This window comes from Rugamonas sp. DEMB1 (genome assembly GCF_029834475.1).
GTDB lineage: Bacteria > Pseudomonadota > Gammaproteobacteria > Burkholderiales > Burkholderiaceae_D > Rugamonas > Rugamonas rubra.
This window is the reverse complement of the sequence record NZ_CP122407.1, coordinates 1,416,729-1,433,658: the sequence shown is the minus strand read 5'-3', so window position 1 is coordinate 1,433,658 and position 16,930 is coordinate 1,416,729. Positions and strand designations below refer to the sequence as shown.

The 16,930-nt window shown below is 65.4% G+C and carries 16 protein-coding genes and 3 pseudogenes; 3 read left to right on the top strand and 16 right to left on the bottom strand.

The window, feature by feature from the left end:
• Position 1 precedes the first annotated feature (1 nt).
• From QC826_RS06655 to rpsF, 5 genes are all read right to left on the bottom strand, one after another.
• Entirely contained in the window at positions 2–1,387 is a 1,386-nt protein-coding gene (locus QC826_RS06655; RefSeq protein WP_093387868.1) for a replicative DNA helicase, read from the bottom strand.
• Between the two features lie 154 nt (positions 1,388–1,541).
• Positions 1,542–1,994: a 50S ribosomal protein L9 gene (gene rplI / locus QC826_RS06650; protein WP_093387867.1), complete on the bottom strand. Its 453-nt coding sequence runs from the start codon at positions 1,992–1,994 to the stop codon at positions 1,542–1,544.
• Positions 1,995–2,027: 33 nt separating this feature from the next.
• A complete protein-coding gene (rpsR, locus tag QC826_RS06645; protein ID WP_028104935.1) occupies positions 2,028–2,318 on the bottom strand; it encodes a 30S ribosomal protein S18 in 291 nt (96 codons plus the stop codon).
• Positions 2,319–2,333: 15 nt separating this feature from the next.
• Entirely contained in the window at positions 2,334–2,642 is a 309-nt protein-coding gene (gene priB, locus QC826_RS06640; protein ID WP_099414565.1) for a primosomal replication protein N, read from the bottom strand.
• Positions 2,643–2,659: 17 nt separating this feature from the next.
• A complete protein-coding gene (rpsF, locus tag QC826_RS06635; RefSeq protein ID WP_099414566.1) occupies positions 2,660–3,049 on the bottom strand; it encodes a 30S ribosomal protein S6 in 390 nt (129 codons plus the stop codon).
• A gap of 244 nt (positions 3,050–3,293) precedes the next feature.
• Between rpsF and lexA the strand changes: the two genes are divergently transcribed.
• From lexA to QC826_RS06620, 3 genes are all read left to right on the top strand, one after another.
• Complete coding sequence (lexA, locus tag QC826_RS06630) at positions 3,294–3,932, top strand: transcriptional repressor LexA (protein ID WP_093387862.1); 639 nt, start codon at positions 3,294–3,296, stop codon at positions 3,930–3,932.
• 86 nt (positions 3,933–4,018) lie between these two features.
• Positions 4,019–4,795, top strand: a complete 777-nt coding sequence (locus QC826_RS06625) for a hypothetical protein (RefSeq protein ID WP_279764907.1) — start codon at positions 4,019–4,021, stop codon at positions 4,793–4,795.
• Positions 4,792–5,037: a hypothetical protein gene (locus QC826_RS06620; protein ID WP_279764906.1), complete on the top strand. Its 246-nt coding sequence runs from the start codon at positions 4,792–4,794 to the stop codon at positions 5,035–5,037. Before QC826_RS06625 ends, QC826_RS06620 begins: the two co-directional genes overlap by 4 nt.
• 85 nt (positions 5,038–5,122) lie before the next feature.
• On the opposite strand, the pseudogene QC826_RS06615 reads toward QC826_RS06620, so the two are convergent.
• The 11 genes and pseudogenes from QC826_RS06615 to QC826_RS06565 all read right to left on the bottom strand — a co-directional run bounded on the left by QC826_RS06615 (position 5,123) and on the right by QC826_RS06565 (position 16,166).
• Positions 5,123–6,366 (bottom strand): annotated as a pseudogene (locus QC826_RS06615) (cystathionine gamma-synthase family protein).
• Positions 6,367–6,444: 78 nt separating this feature from the next.
• Positions 6,445–7,967 (bottom strand): annotated as a pseudogene (gene purF / locus QC826_RS06610) (amidophosphoribosyltransferase).
• 37 nt (positions 7,968–8,004) lie between these two features.
• Positions 8,005–8,493, bottom strand: coding sequence for a CvpA family protein (locus QC826_RS06605; RefSeq protein WP_093387850.1), 489 nt, complete (start codon positions 8,491–8,493; stop codon positions 8,005–8,007).
• A gap of 25 nt (positions 8,494–8,518) precedes the next feature.
• Positions 8,519–9,610 carry an SPOR domain-containing protein gene (locus QC826_RS06600; RefSeq protein WP_279764905.1) on the bottom strand — a complete coding sequence of 364 codons (1,092 nt, stop codon included), beginning with the start codon at positions 9,608–9,610 and terminating at the stop codon, positions 8,519–8,521.
• A gap of 11 nt (positions 9,611–9,621) precedes the next feature.
• Positions 9,622–10,911: a bifunctional tetrahydrofolate synthase/dihydrofolate synthase gene (gene folC, locus QC826_RS06595; protein WP_279764904.1), complete on the bottom strand. Its 1,290-nt coding sequence runs from the start codon at positions 10,909–10,911 to the stop codon at positions 9,622–9,624.
• Between the two features lie 80 nt (positions 10,912–10,991).
• The gene (accD, locus tag QC826_RS06590) at positions 10,992–11,864 is read right to left on the bottom strand and encodes an acetyl-CoA carboxylase, carboxyltransferase subunit beta (protein ID WP_093388097.1); all 873 of its coding nucleotides are present in this window, start codon (positions 11,862–11,864) and stop codon (positions 10,992–10,994) included.
• 376 nt (positions 11,865–12,240) lie between these two features.
• Positions 12,241–13,037 (bottom strand): annotated as a pseudogene (trpA, locus tag QC826_RS06585) (tryptophan synthase subunit alpha).
• Between the two features lie 171 nt (positions 13,038–13,208).
• The gene (trpB, locus tag QC826_RS06580; protein WP_279764903.1) at positions 13,209–14,459 is read right to left on the bottom strand and encodes a tryptophan synthase subunit beta; all 1,251 of its coding nucleotides are present in this window, start codon (positions 14,457–14,459) and stop codon (positions 13,209–13,211) included.
• Positions 14,443–15,138 (bottom strand): phosphoribosylanthranilate isomerase, encoded by a 696-nt coding sequence (locus QC826_RS06575; protein ID WP_279764902.1) that lies wholly within the window; start codon positions 15,136–15,138, stop codon positions 14,443–14,445. Before QC826_RS06575 ends, trpB begins: the two co-directional genes overlap by 17 nt.
• A gap of 31 nt (positions 15,139–15,169) precedes the next feature.
• On the bottom strand, positions 15,170–15,973 hold the full coding sequence (truA, locus tag QC826_RS06570; RefSeq protein WP_279764901.1) for a tRNA pseudouridine(38-40) synthase TruA: 804 nt from the start codon (positions 15,971–15,973) through the stop codon (positions 15,170–15,172).
• Positions 15,974–16,022: 49 nt separating this feature from the next.
• The gene (locus QC826_RS06565) at positions 16,023–16,166 is read right to left on the bottom strand and encodes a FimV/HubP family polar landmark protein (RefSeq protein ID WP_279766406.1); all 144 of its coding nucleotides are present in this window, start codon (positions 16,164–16,166) and stop codon (positions 16,023–16,025) included.
• Positions 16,167–16,930 lie beyond the last annotated feature (764 nt).

The window sequence follows — 16,930 nt, the reverse complement described above, 5'->3', positions numbered from 1 at the left end:
ATTAGTCGCCTTGGTAGAGCGCCAGATTGCCGGCGTAGTTGCCAAACTTGGTGTATTGGCCTACCCAGGTCAGTCGCACGGCGCCGATCGGGCCGTTACGCTGTTTGCCGATGATGATCTCGGCGGTGCCCTTGTCGGGCGAGTCGGGGTTGTAGACCTCGTCGCGGTAGAGGAAGATGATGACGTCGGCATCCTGCTCGATCGCGCCCGATTCGCGCAGGTCGGACATCACCGGCCGCTTGTTGGGGCGTTGCTCCAGCGAGCGGTTCAGCTGCGACAGGGCGATCACCGGACACTGCAACTCCTTCGCCAGGCCCTTCAGGCTACGCGAGATCTCGGAGATCTCCGAGGCCCGGTTGTCGCCCGGCTGGCTGCCGGTCATCAGTTGCAGGTAGTCGACGATGATCAGGCCGAGCTTGCCGCACTGGCGCGACAGGCGCCGCGCGCGGGCGCGCAGCTCGATCGGGTTCAGCGCCGGCGTCTCGTCGATGAACAACTGGGCGTCGTTCATCTTCTGGATGGCGTGGGTCAGGCGCGGCCAGTCCTCGTCGTTGAGGCGGCCGGTGCGCAGGCGGTGCTGGTCGAGCTGGCCGACCGAACCGAGCATACGCATGGCCAGCTGGGCGCCGCCCATCTCCATCGAGAAGATCGCCACCGGCAGGCCGGCCTCGATCGCCACGTTCTCGCCGATGTTGACCGAGAACGCCGTCTTGCCCATCGAGGGGCGGCCGGCGACGATCACCAGGTCGCCCGCCTGCAGGCCCGAGGTCATGCGGTCGAGGTCGATGAAGCCGGTCGGCACGCCGGTGATCTCGCTCTGGTTCTCGCGGCTGTAGAGCTCGTCGATGCGCTCGACCACCTGGGTCAGCAGCGGCTGCACGGCGACCCAGCCCTGGGCGCCGCGGGCGCCCTGCTCGGCGATGGCGAAGATCTTCGACTCGGCCTCGTCGAGCATCTGCTTGACCTCCTTGCCCTGCGGGCTGAAGGCCTGGCCGGAGATCTCGTCGGCGACCGTGATAAGCTTGCGTAAAATACCACGATCGCGGACGATCTCGGCGTAGCGGCGGATGTTGGCCGCCGATGGCGTGTTTTGCGCCATCGCGTTCAGGTAGGCCAGGCCGCCGATGTCGTCCGCCTTGCCCAGCGAGGTGAGCGCCTCGAACACGGTGATCACGTCGGCCGGCTTGGAGGCGTTGATCAGCTTGACCACCTGCTCGAAGATGATGCGGTGGTCGTAGCGGTAGAAGTCCTCGGCATGCATGAAGTCGGCGATGCGGTCGAACGCCGCATTGTCGCGCAGCAGGCCGCCGATGACGGACTGTTCTGCTTCGATGGAATGCGGCGGGATGCGGAGTGAATCTACTTGTGGATCTGAGGGGGCGTTCATGGCGCGAATTATACCTGCTTAGTCGCTCGGCAAAAAAAATCTGGCGAGAAAAAACTTTCCCAAACCAAAGAGCCACAGACGATAAAAAAGCCGGGCAAGCCCGGCTTCTCTATGTGTGCGGCGTGTCTAGCGGGCATTGCTGCCCGGTTCGAACTTAGGCCGCTTCGCCCACGACGGCGATGGTCACTTCGACCACGACGTCGGTGTGCAGTGCGACCGACACGGCGTGCTCGCCGGTGGTCTTCAGCGGGCCGGTAGGCATGCGCACGGCTGCTTTTTCAACGGCGAAACCAGCTTTGGTCAGCGCTTCGGCGATGTCGAAGTTGGTGACGGAGCCGAACAGACGGCCGTCGACACCAGCTTTTTGCGAAACGGAAACGGTCATGCCGTTCAGTTTCTCGCCTTGGGCTTGGGCGGCGGCCAGTTTGATGGCGGCAGCTTTTTCCAGTTCAGCGCGTTTGACTTCGAACTCAGCCACTGCGGAAGTGGTTGCGCGACGGGCCATTTTTTGCGGAATCAGGAAGTTACGTGCGTAACCGTCTTTGACTTTGACGACTTCGCCGAGGTTGCCGAGATTAACGACTTTTTCTAACAGAATGATTTGCATAGTTCTCTCCAGGATCTTATCTGAGCAACGCGATTAAGCGTGGTGCAGATCGGTGTAAGGCAGCAGCGCGAGGTAGCGAGCGCGCTTGATTGCGGTGTCAACTTGACGCTGATAGTGCGCCTTGGTACCGGTCAGACGTGCTGGCATGATCTTGCCGTTTTCCTGGACGAAATCTTTGAGCGTGTCTACGTCTTTGTAATCGACTTGTTCAACGTGCGCTGCGGTGAAGCGGCAGAACTTCTTACGTTTGAACAGTGGATTTTGTTGCTTGCGCTTTTCTTTCAGCTTGAGCTTGTTTTTGTCGAACTTTTTACCGAATGCCATTTTAGGCTCCTGTATCTAAATAGGTGCGCTGTCTTGGACAGCACTAAAATCAATGATGTGAAACACCAGGCTTTTGCTATTGCGCGTCTTCTTGTTCAGGAATCCGGTGAACCGGTACAGTCCACCCAGCGGCGTCTGGCTGAAGCGGCCCGAAATCTCGCCCGCGGCGACCGCGGAAATTTCGAACTCGCTCAACCGGGCGATGCCCGCCTCCATCTGCTGCGACCGGTGCTGCAGAACAGCATTGACGATCGGCATGCCGGCCGGGGTGTAGCGCAAGGCGTCCCGCTCGGCGATGAGGGCGATGAACTGGAGCTGGTTCAGCTCAGATTCCCGGACAATTAGGCCGCTGCAGGAGCAGGAGCAGCTGCTGGGGCTTCAGCGCGATGGGATTTCGCTGCATCTTCGCGTTGTACCGATTTCATCATCGGCGAAGGAGCGGTTTCCGCTTTCTTCATACGAACGGTCAGGTGGCGCAACACGGCATCATTGAATTTGAAGGCGGTTTCCAGCTCGACCAGGGTCTCGTTGTCGCATTCGATGTTCAGGCAGATGTAGTGTGCTTTGGCCAGTTTCTGGATCGAGTAAGCCATTTGACGACGGCCCCAATCTTCAACACGGTGAACGGAACCGCCGCGGGTGCTTACGCTGGCTTTGTAACGTTCGATCATGGCGGGCACTTGCTCGCTCTGGTCCGGATGGACGATAAATACTATTTCATAGTGACGCATGCAAACTCCTTAAGGACGGATAAACGCCCACCTTGGCGTCAAGACAAGTGTGGGAAGAGGTAAGCCGGCTACTATATCAGCTTTCCGCGCAAAGCTCAATGCCGTCGTTGCCGCCGGGCCAGGGCCGGGTCCGGCCGGGGCGGCGATTTGTGCATTATTTCGTCGAAAGCAAGAAATACCCTTGCATTCGGACGCCCACTGTACAAAAATACAGACTGTCTATATCCACAGTCCCCAGGCACCGATGATCAAGCTCACCGCACGTCAAGAACAAATTCTCAACCTGATCAAGGATGCGATCGAAAACACCGGCTTCCCGCCGACCCGCGCCGAGATCGCCAACGAGCTCGGCTTCAAGTCGGCCAACGCCGCCGAGGAGCACCTGCAGGCGCTGGCGCGCAAGGGCGCCATCGAGATCGCCGCCGGCACCTCGCGCGGCATCCGCCTGCTCGGCGTGCACGCCGAGGCGCCGGCCTCGAAGATCCCGGCCTCGCTGATGATGTCGCTGCCGCTGATCGGCCGCGTCGCCGCCGGCTCGCCGATTTTGGCGCAGGAGAACTTGGAGGCCAGCTACAACGTCGACCCGGCGCTGTTCTCGGCCAAGCCGGACTTCCTGCTCAAAGTGCGCGGCGAGTCGATGCGCGACGCCGGCATCATGGACGGCGACCTGCTGGCGGTGAAGAAGGTCGACAGCGCCAAGAACGGCCAGATCGTCGTCGCCCGCATCGGCAACGACGTCACCGTCAAGCGCTACCGCAAGACCGGCAACACCATCGAGCTGCTGCCGGAGAACCCCGACTTCAAGATCATCAAGGTCGACCCGGAGGCCGACGAGTTCGCGCTCGAGGGTTTGGCGGTGGGGCTGATGCGCACCTGGCACTAATTCCCCACAATATAGGGCTTGCTAACGGGCCCGGTTGCATTCGAAAATATCGAGTGGCGGTCCGCCGATCTCAGTAGAATGCCTTGATGAATCCAAACGATCCCTTCGACCGCGACAATTTGAGCGCTGCCGAAACCCTGCTCACCGAGCATGAGATCGCCCGCGAGTTTTTTCAGGGGGAACTCTATCAGCGCGACGGCATTTCCCGCCTGGGGGGCATCGAGATTCAGCAGCCCGGCGGCGCCACGATCGACCTCGACGAATCCGAGACAGGACGATTGTTTATGGTCCCGGATGGCTCCACTGTGTGGGCGCTCACCGTAAGGGAGCAGAACGAGGCGCCGGCCGGACTGGACGTCATGTCGAACAGCCCCTTCATGGCCGAAGACGAGAACACCAGCGTGATCGCCTTCAGGGACGACCAGGGCACATCCCTCCACATCGACGCGCTCTATATCCGCCGATTGATGCTCGCCGGGGACGCTCCCGAACGCCTGGCCACCGTCGCATTTGGCCTGATGGCCATATCGGCATACCGGCTGGGCTTTAACCATATTTCGCTCTTCGCTGCCGGAAACGGGCCGATCGACCCGGACGACCCCGACGGTTTCGTTGGATTCGCCGTGTGGCCAAAATTCGGGTTTGACGCACCACTCGTTCCTGCGGAACTTAACATGGCGCCATCCGAGGCCCTGCGTGCTTGCCGGACGGTCCAGGAGGTCATTGCTGTGGCCCCTGAATGGTGGAATGTACACGGCCGGGGCCGGGATATGCGCTTCGACTTGAGCGCCGACAGTCGCAGTTGGACGATTCTGCTAAACTACCTGTATCAATCACTCCATCCGCAGGAGATTGAACAATGACCGCTTTGAAGAAAACGCCCCCCAGCCAGAACAGCGCCTACAAATTGGCTGCGGCCGCTCGCCGCGCCAAGGTCGCTTCGATGGGTGCGCCTATCGTCGGCGAGGTCAAGCCGTCCCAAGGCCGGATCCGAGTCACGCTGGGTGGCAAAGCCATCAGCCGGGACGCCCGCTCGGGTGTGTTCGGACCGTCTTCCATCGACATTCCCGAATTTTCCAGCGTCCGGAAGCGCAAGTCAGCATGAGGAAGCGGCCAGTGGCCGCTTTTTTTCGAGTACGGTTGAGCGATGGCATGCGGTCGATTTTACCCCCAACTGCCAAAAATATCGCCTAGCAGTCCTCCAGCGCGCAGCTGAAATCGTCGAGCAGGTCGGCGGTGTCCTCGATGCCGACCGAGACGCGGATCAGCGACTCGGCGATGCCCATGCTGGCGCGGCGCTCGGCGCCCATCTCGTAGAAGATGGTGTGCGCCACCGGGATGATCAGCGTGCGCGTGTCGCCCAGATTGCTGGCGGGGATGGCCAGCTTCAGGCGGTTGAGGAAGTCGAAGCAGTCGATGCCGTCCTTCAGCTCGAAGCTCAGCAGCGAGCCGTAGCTGCGGAACAGCTCGCCGCACAGGGCGTGCTGCGGGTGCGAGGCCAGGCCGGGATAGTGGACGGCGGCGACGCGCTCGTCGGCCTCCAGCAGCTTGGCCAGCGCGGCGGCGTTGGCGCAGGTGCGCTCCATGCGCAGCGCCAGCGTTTCGGCGCCGACGGCGATGTGGTGGGCCGCCTCCGGTCCCAGCGAGGCGCCGAAGTCGCGCAGGCCCTTGGCGCGGATCTGCGCCAGGCCCATTGCGCCGGTGGCGCCTTCTTGTAGTTCTCGAAGATGTTCGGGTAGGCGTTCCAGTCGTAGGCGCCGGTGTCGGTCAGGCTGCCGCCCAGGGCGTTGCCGTGGCCGCAGATCGACTTAGTCAGCGCGTTGACCACCAGGCCGGCGCCGACCGCCTTGGGCCGGAACAGGTAGGGCGTGGTCATGGTGTTGTCGACGATGTAGAGGATGCCGCGCTCGCGGCACAGCTCGCCGATGCGCCGCAGGTCGGCGACTTGGGTGCGCGGGTTGGCGATGGTCTCGACGAAGACGATGCGGGTGGCCGGCGTCAGCGCGGCGGCGACGTTGGCCACCTCGGTGGCGTCGACGAAGGCGACGTCCACGCCCTGCCCGGCGACGGTCTGCCACAGGCTGTTGGTGTTGCCGAACAGGAAGGACGACGAGACCACGTGGTCGCCGGCGCGCAGCAGCGACTGGAACACGGCGCCGATGGCGCCCATGCCGGTGGCGAAGCACAGCGTGCCGACGCCCTGCTCCATCTGGTTGACCTTGTCCTCCAGCGCGGAGACGGTGGGGTTGCCCTGGCGGCCGTAGCGGAAGCCCGGCTCCTTGCCCTGGAACACGGAGGCGAGCTGGCGCGCGTCGTTGTAGCCGAAGGCCACCGAGGTGTGGATGGGCTTGTGCAGCGAGCCGTGCTCGATGCCCTTCCGCCGGTCGTTGTGCAGGATGGTGGTGGTGAAGCCGTAGTTTTTCTTGTCGTTCATGGTCTATTCCGCGCCGGCGGAACAGGGCCGCCAGGCATAAAAAAACCCGGCGTCGCTAGCGCGGCGCCGGGCTGGTCATCACCCTTCGGTGGTGGCCAGGTTCAGGTTCAGCTGGGAGCGTCCGGCGTCCTCCGGGCCGGGGCCTTGGGGTTGTGGCGGGCGTATTCCAGCTTGTCCAGGTAGTCCTGCGAGATGTCGCCGGTGACGTAGATGCCGTCGAAGCACGAGGCCTCGAAGTTCTTCAGCTCCGGGTTGACGTCGGAGATGGCGCGCTTGAGCGCGTCGATGTCCTGGTAGACCAGGGCGTCGGCGGTGATCTCGCGGCAGACTTCCTCGGTGGTGCGGCCGTAGGCGATCAGCTCGTCGCGGGTCGGCATGTCGATGCCGTACACGTTCGGGTAGATCACCGGCGGCGCGGCCGAGGCGAAGATCACCTTCTTGGCGCCGGCCTCGCGGGCCATCTGCACGATCTCGCGGCTGGTGGTGCCGCGTACGATCGAGTCGTCGACCAGCAGCACGACCTTGTCCTTGAACTCGGAGACGATGGCGTTGAGCTTCTGGCGCACCGACTTCTTGCGCATCGCCTGGCCGGGCATCAGGAAGGTGCGGCCGATGTAGCGGTTCTTGATGAAGCCTTCGCGGTACTCGATGTTGAGCGCCAGCGCCAGTTGAATGGCGGCCGGACGCGACGAGTCGGGAATCGGCATGACCACGTCGATCTCGCCGTCTTTGAATTCGCGCTTGATCTTGGCGGCCAGGTACTCGCCCATCTTCAGGCGGGTGGCGTAGACCGAGGCGCCGTCGATGATCGAATCCGGGCGGGCCAGGTAGACGAACTCGAACACGCAAGGGTTCAGGCTCGGGTTGTCGGCGCACTGGCGGCTGTGCAGCTGCTTGTCGGCGTCGATGAAGACGGCCTCGCCCGGCGCGATGTCGCGCACGAAGCGGAAGCCCATGCCTTCGAGCGCCACCGATTCGGAGGCGATCAGGTATTCGGCGCCCTGCTCGGTCTCGTTGATGCCCAGGCACAGCGGACGGATGCCGAACGGGTCGCGGAAGGCCAGCAGGCCGACGCCGGCGATCTGCGCCACGGCGGCGTAGCCGCCGCGCACGCGGCGGTGCAGCACGGCGACGGCCTTGAAGATGGCGTCGGGATCGAGCACCAGGCCGCTGGTGGCGTTCTGGATCTCGTGGGCCAGCACGTTGAGCAGCACTTCCGAGTCGGAGTCGGTGTTGATGTGGCGGCGGTCGTTCTTGAACATCTCTTGTTTGAGCTGTTCCCAGTTGGTCAGGTTGCCGTTGTGCGCCAGGGTGATGCCGAACGGGGCGTTGACGTAGAACGGTTGCGCCTCTTCCTCGCTCGACGAGCCGGCGGTCGGATAGCGGCAGTGGCCGATGCCCGAGTTGCCCTGCAGCGAACGCATGTTGCGGGTGCGGAAGACGTCACGCACCAGGCCGTTGGCCTTGTGCATGGAAAACATACTGCTGTGATTGGTCGCGATCCCTGCCGCGTCCTGACCGCGATGCTGCAACAACAGCAATGCGTCATACAGCAGTTGATTGACTGGTTGATGGGAAACGACGCCGACGATGCCACACATGGTGTGCTCCTAGACTGGTGCTACTGATTTAAAAAATTCAAAAATGCACGTACTGCGCGAACGCAGCTGGAAGGAAGGGTTTCACCGTACGCACCCCGGCCTCGGCGAGAGGACTCAGCAGCGCGTTCTTCCAAAAATCCTGTTGCGGGACCGACGTCATCCCGCACAATATGACGGCGGCCAGCACGATGACCAGGCCGCGGCCCAAACCGAACAAGCCGCCCAAGCCGCGGTCGGCCATGCCCAGGCCGCCGGCCTTGACCAAGGCGTCGAGCGCCAGCATGAGTATGCCCATCAAAATCCGCACGCCGACGAACAGCACGATGAAGGCGAGGATCAGGCGCAGCACCTCGCCCGGCACCATGGCCGGCAGCAGCGCGGCCAGTTGGGTGCTGTAGGCGTTGGCGACGACGAAGGCGACGATCCAGCTGACCAGCGATAACATTTCCCGCACCAGGCCGCGCATGGTGCTGATGACAACGGAGGCGATCAACACGAAGATCACCAAATAATCGAAAATCGTCACGGCCGGACCTAGCGCTGCGCAAGCATCACGACTGCGGCACCAGGCTGCCGCCCAGGCCCAGCTTGGCCAGCTTGGCGCGCACTTTTTCGGCCTCTTCCTTGTTGGCGAAGGGGCCGATGCTGACGCGGGTCAGTTCGCCCGACGGGGTCGACACCTTCTGCGTGAAGGAATGGATGCCGGCCTCCTTGAGTTTTTCCTGCAACTGGTCGACTTTTTCGTGGGTGGCCAGGGCGGCGACGCGGACGACGAATTTCTGCCCGGCGGCGGACGGCTCGGCGGCCGGCTTGGCGGCGGCCTTGCCCTCCAGGATGGCCAGGGCGCGGCTGGCGTCGTCGGCCGGCTTGGCCTCGTCCTTCGGCGCCGGCTTGGCGGCCGGCTTGGCGTGCTCGGGCTTGGCTTCCGTCTTGTGCTCGAGTTTGGCCAGTTTGGCGTCCGCCTCGGCCTTGGCCTTGACCTTGGCTTTGACCTCGGCCTCCGCCTTGGCGTCCGTCTTGAGCTTGGCCTCGGCCACGGCAACGGCCTTGGCCTCGGCCACGGCAACGGCCGTTGCCTTGATGGCTTCCTTCGACTCCGGCTTGGCGGCCTCGCCGCCGACCTTCAGCTCGGCCACCACGGGCGCGACGATGGCCGGCGACGGTTTGGCGGCGACGGGTGCCGGGGCAACAGCGGCGACGGCAGGCGCGGCCGGCTTGGCGGCGGCCTTCGGCGGCTCGGTGACGATTTCCTCGGAGTTGTCCAGGGCGGCGCTGGCCGCTACGCGCGACGAGGCGCTGGCGGCCGACTCGGCCGGCTTGTCCTTGGACGGGATCTTGATGTCGATGTCGGAGGCGAGCGGCTTGGGCTCGGAGTCGAGCACCATCGGCAGGCCGATGGCCACCAGCAGCGCCAGCGCGATGGCGCCGACCAGACGGCGGCGCGCGCGTTTCTTCTCGGGCAAGACGGGGTCGTCCGACTCCTTGGCCGCCGCCCGGCCGCGCTTGGCGCCGCCGTCGGCCGACGAGGCGCGCTTGGAGCGCGCGCGCTCGCTGGCGGCCTGGTCGTCTGAACTGGAGTAGTAGCCGCTGTCTTTGCCAGCGGTATCTTGCTTGTTTTTAAAGAGTTTCGAGAACAAGCCCATGCGCGATATTTTCAGTGGAGTGAGGATTTTCGTGCCGCCATGACGCCGGCGACGGTCAGGAACGACCCAAAGACCACAATTCTATCATTCTCCCCGGCTCGGCTCAGCGCATTTGCGTAAGCCTGTGCCGGATCGTCGAAGATATTGATGGTGCGTTCGTCTCTTTCCGGCTGCACGGCCTGCACGCGGCCGGCCAGTTCCGTGGCGCTGGCGGCGCGCGGCGACGGCAAGGTGGCCAGGCACCAGTGGTCGACGTGCTCGCCCATGGCGGCGATGACGCCGTCGATGTCCTTGTCGTGCATCGAGCCGAACACGGCGTAGGTGTAGGCGTGGTAGCCCATGTTGCCGAGGTTCTGGTTGAGCGCCGAGGCGGCGTGCGGGTTGTGCGCCACGTCCAAAATCACCGTCGGACGGCCCGGCAGCACCTGGAAGCGGCCCGGCAATTCCACCGTCACCAGGCCGGTGCGCACCTCCTGCGCGCCGACCGGCAGTTGCAGCTTGAGCGCCTCGAGCGCGGCCAGCACGGCGGCGGCGTTGAGGATCTGGTTGGCGCCGCGCAGGCTCGGGTAGGCCAGCGAGTTGCGGCGCTGCGAACGGCCGCCGTAGTTCCACTGCTGCTTGTCGCCCGAGTAGTTGAAGTCGCGGCCCATCAGCCACAGGTCGGCGCCGATGGCCTCGGCGTGGGCTATCAGCGACTGCGGCGGCACCGGGTCGCTGCAGATCGCCGTTTTGCCGGCGCGGAAGATGCCGGCCTTCTCGAAGCCGATCGCCTCGCGCGTGTCGCCCAGGTAGTCGGTGTGGTCGATGTCGACGCTGGTGACGATGGCGACGTCGGCGTCGATGACGTTGACGGCGTCGAGGCGGCCGCCCAGGCCCACCTCCAGGATCACCACGTCCATGCCGGCGCCGGCCAGCAGCTGCATGATGGCCAGGGTGGTGAACTCGAAATAGGTCAGCACGGTGTCGCCGCGCACCGCCTCGACGGCGTTGAAGGCGGCCACCAGGGCCACGTCGCTGGCCAGCTCGCCGTTGACGCGGGCGCGCTCGTTGAAGTCGAGGAAGTGCGGCTTGATGTACAGGCCCACCTTGTAGCCGGCGCGCAGCAGCACCGATTCGAGCATGGCGCAGGTCGAGCCCTTGCCGTTGGTGCCGGCCACCATGACCACGGGGCAGCTAAACTGCAGCGCCAGGCGCTCCTTGACGGCGCGCACGCGGTCCAGGCCCATGTTGATGACGGTTTCGGCATGGCGCGATTCGAGCAGCGCGAGCCATTCTGGCAGGGTAGTTGGGAGAGTAGACATGGGGCACACTTGGAAATGAGCGCGGCGCGCAGCGGATTCGAGATCCGGCTTGCGCGCCGCGGGATAAGGCTAGTGACGGGTTACGCCAGAACCTCGACGGCCTGGTTCTGCAGCAGGGCCAGCAGACGGGCGATTTCTTCGCGCATCTTGCGGCGGTCGACGATCATGTCGACGGCGCCCTTGGTGACCAGGAACTCGGCGCGCTGGAAGCCTTCCGGCAGCTTCTCGCGCACGGTGTTTTCGATCACGCGCGGGCCGGCGAAGCCGATCAGCGCCTTCGGCTCGGCGATCACCACGTCGCCCATGAAGGCGAAGGAGGCGGACACGCCGCCCATGGTCGGATCGGTCAGCACGCTGATGAAGGGCAGCTTCTTCTCCGACAGTTTGGTCAGCATGGCGGTGGTCTTGGCCATTTGCATCAGCGACAGCAGGCCTTCCTGCATGCGCGCGCCGCCGGTGGCGGTGATGCAAATGAACGGCACTTTTTGTTCCAGCGCGGCTTGGGCGCCGCGCACGAAGCGCTCGCCGACCACCGAACCCATCGAGCCGCCCATGAATTCGAATTCGAAGGCGGCGACGATGACCGGCAGGCTCATGATGGCGCCGCCCATGACGATCAGCGCGTCGGTCTCGCCGGTCGCTTCCATCGCCTGCTTCAGGCGGTCGGGGTATTTTTTGCTGTCTTTGAACTTGAGCGTGTCGACCGGCAGGGTTTCCTGGCCGATTTCATAGCGGCCGCCGGCGTCGAGCAGGCCGTCGAGGCGCTCGCGGGCGCGGATGCGCATGTGGTGGTCGCACTTCGGGCAAACGTGCAGGTTCGATTCCAGATCGGTGCGGTACAACACGGCCTCGCAGGAGGGGCATTTGACCCACAGGCCTTCGGGCATGGTCTTGCGTGCCGCAGCGTCCGAACGCTGAATTCTTGGGGGCAGAAGCTTTTCTAACCAACTCATCATATCTCCTTGCTGCTAACTAGTGGCGGAAGTGTAGCCGTTTATCGCCCCCCTGTCGAACATTGCAATACAACATTTTCACAAATCCGGCATGCGCGGTTTGTATTTTTAGAAGAAATCCACTACTCGGCGGCGCCGGCGCCCCGGGCGGCGCGCCCCTGCGGCGGGGCGCGTGTTGAAAAAAGCCGCCCGGGCGTCACATAGTTGCACTGCAACAATGAAACGACGGGGCGGCTTTGATGGGGCGCAAGCTTCGGACTGGTGAATGACCGCCGAACCGCTCCCATTACGGATAAATAACACTCCGTAGACGGAGGTTGGTCACACGGACCGGGCGCCGTTCGGGCCTCCGTTCAAGCGCACAGGCGACGCCGGATCAGGCGTCGAGCGCGCTGCGGATGCCGGCGACGAAGCTTTGCACGGCGGCGGCGGCGCCCTCCTTCGGTGCGTTTTCGATCTCCTGGATGATGCGGCTGCCGATGACGACGGCGTCGGCCACCTCGGCCACGGCGCGCGCGGTGGCACCGTCGCGGATGCCGAAGCCGACGCCGATCGGCAGCTTGACGTGCTGGCGGATCGCGCCCAGCCGCTCGGCGACCTGGGCGGTGTCGATGTTGCCGGCGCCGGTGACGCCCTTCAACGAGACGTAGTAGCTGAAGCCGCCGCCGACCTTGGCCACCTGGGCGATGCGCTCCTCGGTCGAGGTGGGCGCCAGCAGGAAGATCAGGTCGAGTTCGGCGGCGCGCATGGCGGCGGCGAAGTCCTCGCACTCCTCGGGCGGGTAGTCGACGACGATGGCGCCGTCGGCGCCGGCGGCCTTGGCGGCGGCGATGAAGGCGGCGGCGCCGATGCGCTCGATCGGGTTGGCGTAGCCCATCAGCACCACCGGGGTGTGCTGGTTGGTTTTGCGGAACTCGGCGACGTAGGCGAACACGTCGTGGATGCCGATGCCGAAGGCCAGCGCGCGCTCGCAGGCGCGCTGGATGACGGCGACTCGGCCATCGGGTCGGAGAACGGCACGCCGAGCTCGAGGATGTCGGCGCCGCCGGCGACCTGGGCGTGCATCAGCGGCACGGTCAGTTCCGGCGCCGGATCGCCGGCGGTGATGAAGGTGATCAGGGCGGTCTTGTTGGCGGCCTTCAGGGCCGCGAAGGTGGCGGTGATTTTGGACATGGCGATAGTCTTTTCAAATTGGGTGGCTGTGGATGGCGGATCCCGCAGAACCGTTCGCGCTGTGCATCGGGCCGGGAGCAAGGGTCAGACCCTCGTGCGGCGCACTTGGCTACGGCATGCGGCAACAACACAGGGTCTGACCCTCTGTTGTTGTGGCGGGGCTTCGGCGGCTTAGCTGAAGTCCAGGCCCATCCGCTCGGCCACGGTGTGCATGTCCTTGTCGCCACGGCCCGACAGGTTGGCCAGCACGATCTGGTCCTTCGGCAGGGTGGCGGCGAGCTTGGCGGCGTAGGCCAGCGCGTGCGACGATTCCAGCGCGGGGATGATGCCTTCGATGTGGCAGCAGTCGTGGAAGGCTTGCAGCGCCTCGTCGTCGGTGATGGAGACGTATTGGGCGCGGCCGCTGTCCTTCAGGTAGGCGTGCTCGGGGCCGACGCCGGGATAGTCGAGGCCGGCGGAGACGGAGTGCGTCTCGATGATCTGGCCGTTGGCGTCCTGCAGCAAATAGGTGCGGTTGCCGTGCAACACACCCGGGATGCCCTGGGTCAGCGAGGCGGCGTGCTTGCCGCTGGCCAGCCCCTCGCCGGCCGCCTCGACGCCGATCAGCTTGACGTCCTTCTGGTCGATGTAGGGGTAGAAGATGCCCATGGCGTTGGAGCCGCCGCCGATGCAGGCGAGCACGTAGTCGGGCTGGCGGCCGGTCATCTCGGGCATCTGCACCAGGCACTCCTCGCCGATCACCGACTGGAAGTCGCGCACCAGCATCGGGTAGGGATGCGGGCCGGCGACGGTGCCGATGATGTAGAAGGTGTTTTCGATGTTGGTGACCCAGTCGCGCATGGCCTCGTTGAGGGCGTCCTTGAGCGTCTTGGAGCCGGACTCGACCGGCACGACGGTGGCGCCCAGCAGCTTCATGCGGTAGACGTTCTGCGCCTGCCGCTTGACGTCCTCGCTGCCCATGTAGACCACGCACTCGAGGCCGAAGCGGGCGCAGATGGTGGCGGTGGCGACGCCGTGCTGGCCGGCGCCGGTCTCGGCGATGATGCGCGGCTTGCCCATGCGCTTGGCCAGCAGGGCCTGGCCGATGACGTTGTTGATCTTGTGCGCGCCGGTGTGGTTCAGGTTGCCCTCGCGCTTGAAGTAGATCTGCGCGCCGCCGGCCATTTCGGACCAGCGCTTGGCGTGGTAGATCGGCGAGGGGCGGCCGACGAAGTGCTTGAGCTCGTAGCGGAACTCTTCGAGGAATTCGGGGTCGTGGCTGTAGCGCTCGTAGGCCTGGCTCAACTCGGCCAGCGCGTAGGTCAGCGTTTCGGCGACGAAGGCGCCGCCGTAGGGGCCGAAGTGGCCACGGGCGTTGGGCAGCTGGTAGTCGGTGGCGTGGAACAGGGGAGCGGCGGAGCCGATCTCAGGCAGGTCTTTCATGATGGTGTTCTCTCTCGATGATGGTATCGGCGGCCCGCACGGCGCCGACGAAGTCGGCGATCTTGCGGGCGTCCTTGATTCCCTTGGCGGCCTCGACACCACTGCTGATGTCGACGGCGTAGGGACGTACGCGCACCACCGCGTCAGTCGCGCTGTTTACGCTCAAGCCACCACTTAAAACGACCCGAGGCGCGAGTTCTTTTGGGATGAGAGACCAATCAAATACCTTTCCTGCACCGCCATAGGCGTCCACATAGGTGTCGAGCAACAGGCTCGAGAACAAGGGACTGGCGGCGCGGCATAGCTGTTCGTATTCTAGCAAATCGGCGGGCCGTGTGTCGGGTTTGACGCGGAAAACCCGCAGGAATTGTCGGCCGCAGGCGGCGGCGATGGCGGCGCTCTCGGCCACCGTCTCGTCGCCGTGCAGCTGGATCAGGCTCAGCGGCGCGACGGCGCAGGTGGCGGCCACCTCCTCCGGACTGGCGTTGACGAACAGGCCGACGCAGCCGACGAACGGCGGCACGGCGGCGATCAGCGCGGCGGCCCGGGCCGGCGTGACGTGGCGCGGGCTCTTCGGGTAGAAGACGAAGCCGATGGCGTCGGCGCCGGCGGCGACGGCGGCGGCGACGTCCTCGGCGCGGGTCAGGCCGCAGATCTTGATGCGGGTGCGCTGTTGCATGGGCTGCTCCTCGGTGGGTTCGGTGGGACCGCTAAAACCAGGGCAGCGGGCTGGTGGTTTCCAGCGGCAGTTGCCATTTCGGGTCGTAGTCGATCTTGGCCAGGTAGAGGCCGTCGGGCATGAAGGTGGGCGCGGCCTCGTGGCGGTCGCGCGCCTCGAGCAGCTGGCCCAGCCATTCGGGCGGCTGGCGGCCGGTGCCGATGTAGACCAGCGAGCCGACCAGGTTGCGCACCATGTGGTGCAGGAAGGCGTTGGCGGTGATGGTGAACACCACCAGCTCGCCGTGGCGGCGGATCTGGATGTCGTGCATCAGCTTGACGGGCGACTTGGCCTGGCACTGGGCGGCGCGGAAGGCGGTGAAGTCGTGCCAGCCGAGCAGCGGCTTCACGGCGGCCCGCATCAATTCGACGTCGAGCGGGCGGAAGCAGAAGCCGGCGCGGCCCTCCAGCAGCGGCGAGCGGGTCGGGTTGTTGTACAGCACGTAGTGGTAGGTGCGGGCGCGGGCGCTGAAGCGGGCATGGAAGAAGTCGTCGACGCCGGGGTCGCCGGCCAGCTGCTTGGCCCAGCGCACGGCGATCGACGGCGGCAGGAAGGCGTTGACGCCGCGCAGCCAGGAGTGCGGCTCGCGCTCGAGGTCGGTGTCGAAGTGGACCACCTGCTCCAGCGCGTGGACGCCGGTGTCGGTGCGGCCGGCGCAGGTGGTGGCCAGGCGCACCCGGGCGAACTTCTCCAGCGCCTGTTCCAGCTGGTCCTGCACGGTGTGGCCGTCTTCCTGCTTCTGGTAGCCGTGCCAGGCGCTGCCGTCATACTGGACGCCGATTGCTATGCGTTTCAATTGCTGCCCGATCTGTTGTTCTGAGTCAGCGCATTATACCGCCGCCGACTCAGCCCAGCAGGGCGCGCATGGCGTTGGCCTTGGCCACCTGGTCGTCGCTGCCGCCGCGCAACACCTCGTCGAGCAGCTCGCGGGCGCCCTCCTTGTCGCCGATCTCCTGGTAGGCGATGGCCAGGTCGAGCTTGGTGTCCATCTCCATGTGGATGGCCGACAGTTGCTCCTCCTTGACGGCCGGGGCGGCGCCGCCGCCCTGCTTCTGGTCGAGGTCGAGGTTGATGTCGGACAGGTCGAACTCGGGCGCGGCGCCGTCGGCCTTGGCCGCGCCGCCGAGGCCCATGTCGGGCAGCTCGAGGTCGGCGAAGTCGCTGGCGAAGGAGGCCGGGGCCGGGGCCGCAGCCGGCGCGGCGCTAGGGGCCGGGGCCGGGCTGGACGGCAGGTCGAAGTCCATCATGTCGAGGTCGGCCAGCGGGTCGCTGCCGACGCTGGGCAGCGCCGTCGGCGCGCTGGCGGCCGGCGCCTCGGCGCGGTCCTCCGGCAGGTCGATGCCGAAGTCCATGCTCGGCTCGTCGGTGATCACCGCCGGGGCCGGCGCGGGGGCCGGGGCCGGGCTGTCGAAGGCCAGGTCGAAGGCCGACTCCTCGGAGGTGACGGCGGCCGACGGCTGGTCGGCGACGGCGGCGGCCGGCACCGGGTCCAGGCTCAGGCCGCCCAGGTCGAAGTCGAGCAGATTGTCGCTGCCGGAGCTGGCGAACCCGGCCGGGGCCGGCGCGGCGGCGGGCGCCACCGGCAGCGCCGTGTCGAGCTGCTGGTCGAGGCCGAAGTCCATGCCGTCGTCGAACGGCGCGGCGGAGTCCTGCGGCTCGGGCAGGCGCTCGGCCGGGGTGGCGGCGGCGGCCGAGACGGCGGCGACCGACGGGCCGGCGGCGTACAGCGGGTTATACGCGTCGAGCGCCAGGC

Excerpts from the sequence above, each read along its gene's own strand:
- accD (WP_093388097.1), bottom strand. The coding sequence starts at position 11,864 with ATGAGTTGGTTAGAAAAGCTTCTGCCCCCAAGAATTCAGCGTTCGGAC.
- QC826_RS06620 (WP_279764906.1), top strand. The coding sequence starts at position 4,792 with ATGACCGCTTTGAAGAAAACGCCCCCCAGCCAGAACAGCGCCTACAAA.
- QC826_RS06625 (WP_279764907.1), top strand. The coding sequence starts at position 4,019 with ATGAATCCAAACGATCCCTTCGACCGCGACAATTTGAGCGCTGCCGAA.
- rpsR (WP_028104935.1), bottom strand. The coding sequence starts at position 2,318 with ATGGCATTCGGTAAAAAGTTCGACAAAAACAAGCTCAAGCTGAAAGAA.
- rpsF (WP_099414566.1), bottom strand. The coding sequence starts at position 3,049 with ATGCGTCACTATGAAATAGTATTTATCGTCCATCCGGACCAGAGCGAG.
- QC826_RS06575 (WP_279764902.1), bottom strand. The coding sequence starts at position 15,138 with ATGCAACAGCGCACCCGCATCAAGATCTGCGGCCTGACCCGCGCCGAG.
- lexA (WP_093387862.1), top strand. The coding sequence starts at position 3,294 with ATGATCAAGCTCACCGCACGTCAAGAACAAATTCTCAACCTGATCAAG.
- rplI (WP_093387867.1), bottom strand. The coding sequence starts at position 1,994 with ATGCAAATCATTCTGTTAGAAAAAGTCGTTAATCTCGGCAACCTCGGC.
- QC826_RS06600 (WP_279764905.1), bottom strand. The coding sequence starts at position 9,610 with ATGGGCTTGTTCTCGAAACTCTTTAAAAACAAGCAAGATACCGCTGGC.
- QC826_RS06655 (WP_093387868.1), bottom strand. The coding sequence starts at position 1,387 with ATGAACGCCCCCTCAGATCCACAAGTAGATTCACTCCGCATCCCGCCG.
- QC826_RS06565 (WP_279766406.1), bottom strand. The coding sequence starts at position 16,166 with ATGGACACCAAGCTCGACCTGGCCATCGCCTACCAGGAGATCGGCGAC.
- trpB (WP_279764903.1), bottom strand. The coding sequence starts at position 14,459 with ATGAAAGACCTGCCTGAGATCGGCTCCGCCGCTCCCCTGTTCCACGCC.
- folC (WP_279764904.1), bottom strand. The coding sequence starts at position 10,911 with ATGTCTACTCTCCCAACTACCCTGCCAGAATGGCTCGCGCTGCTCGAA.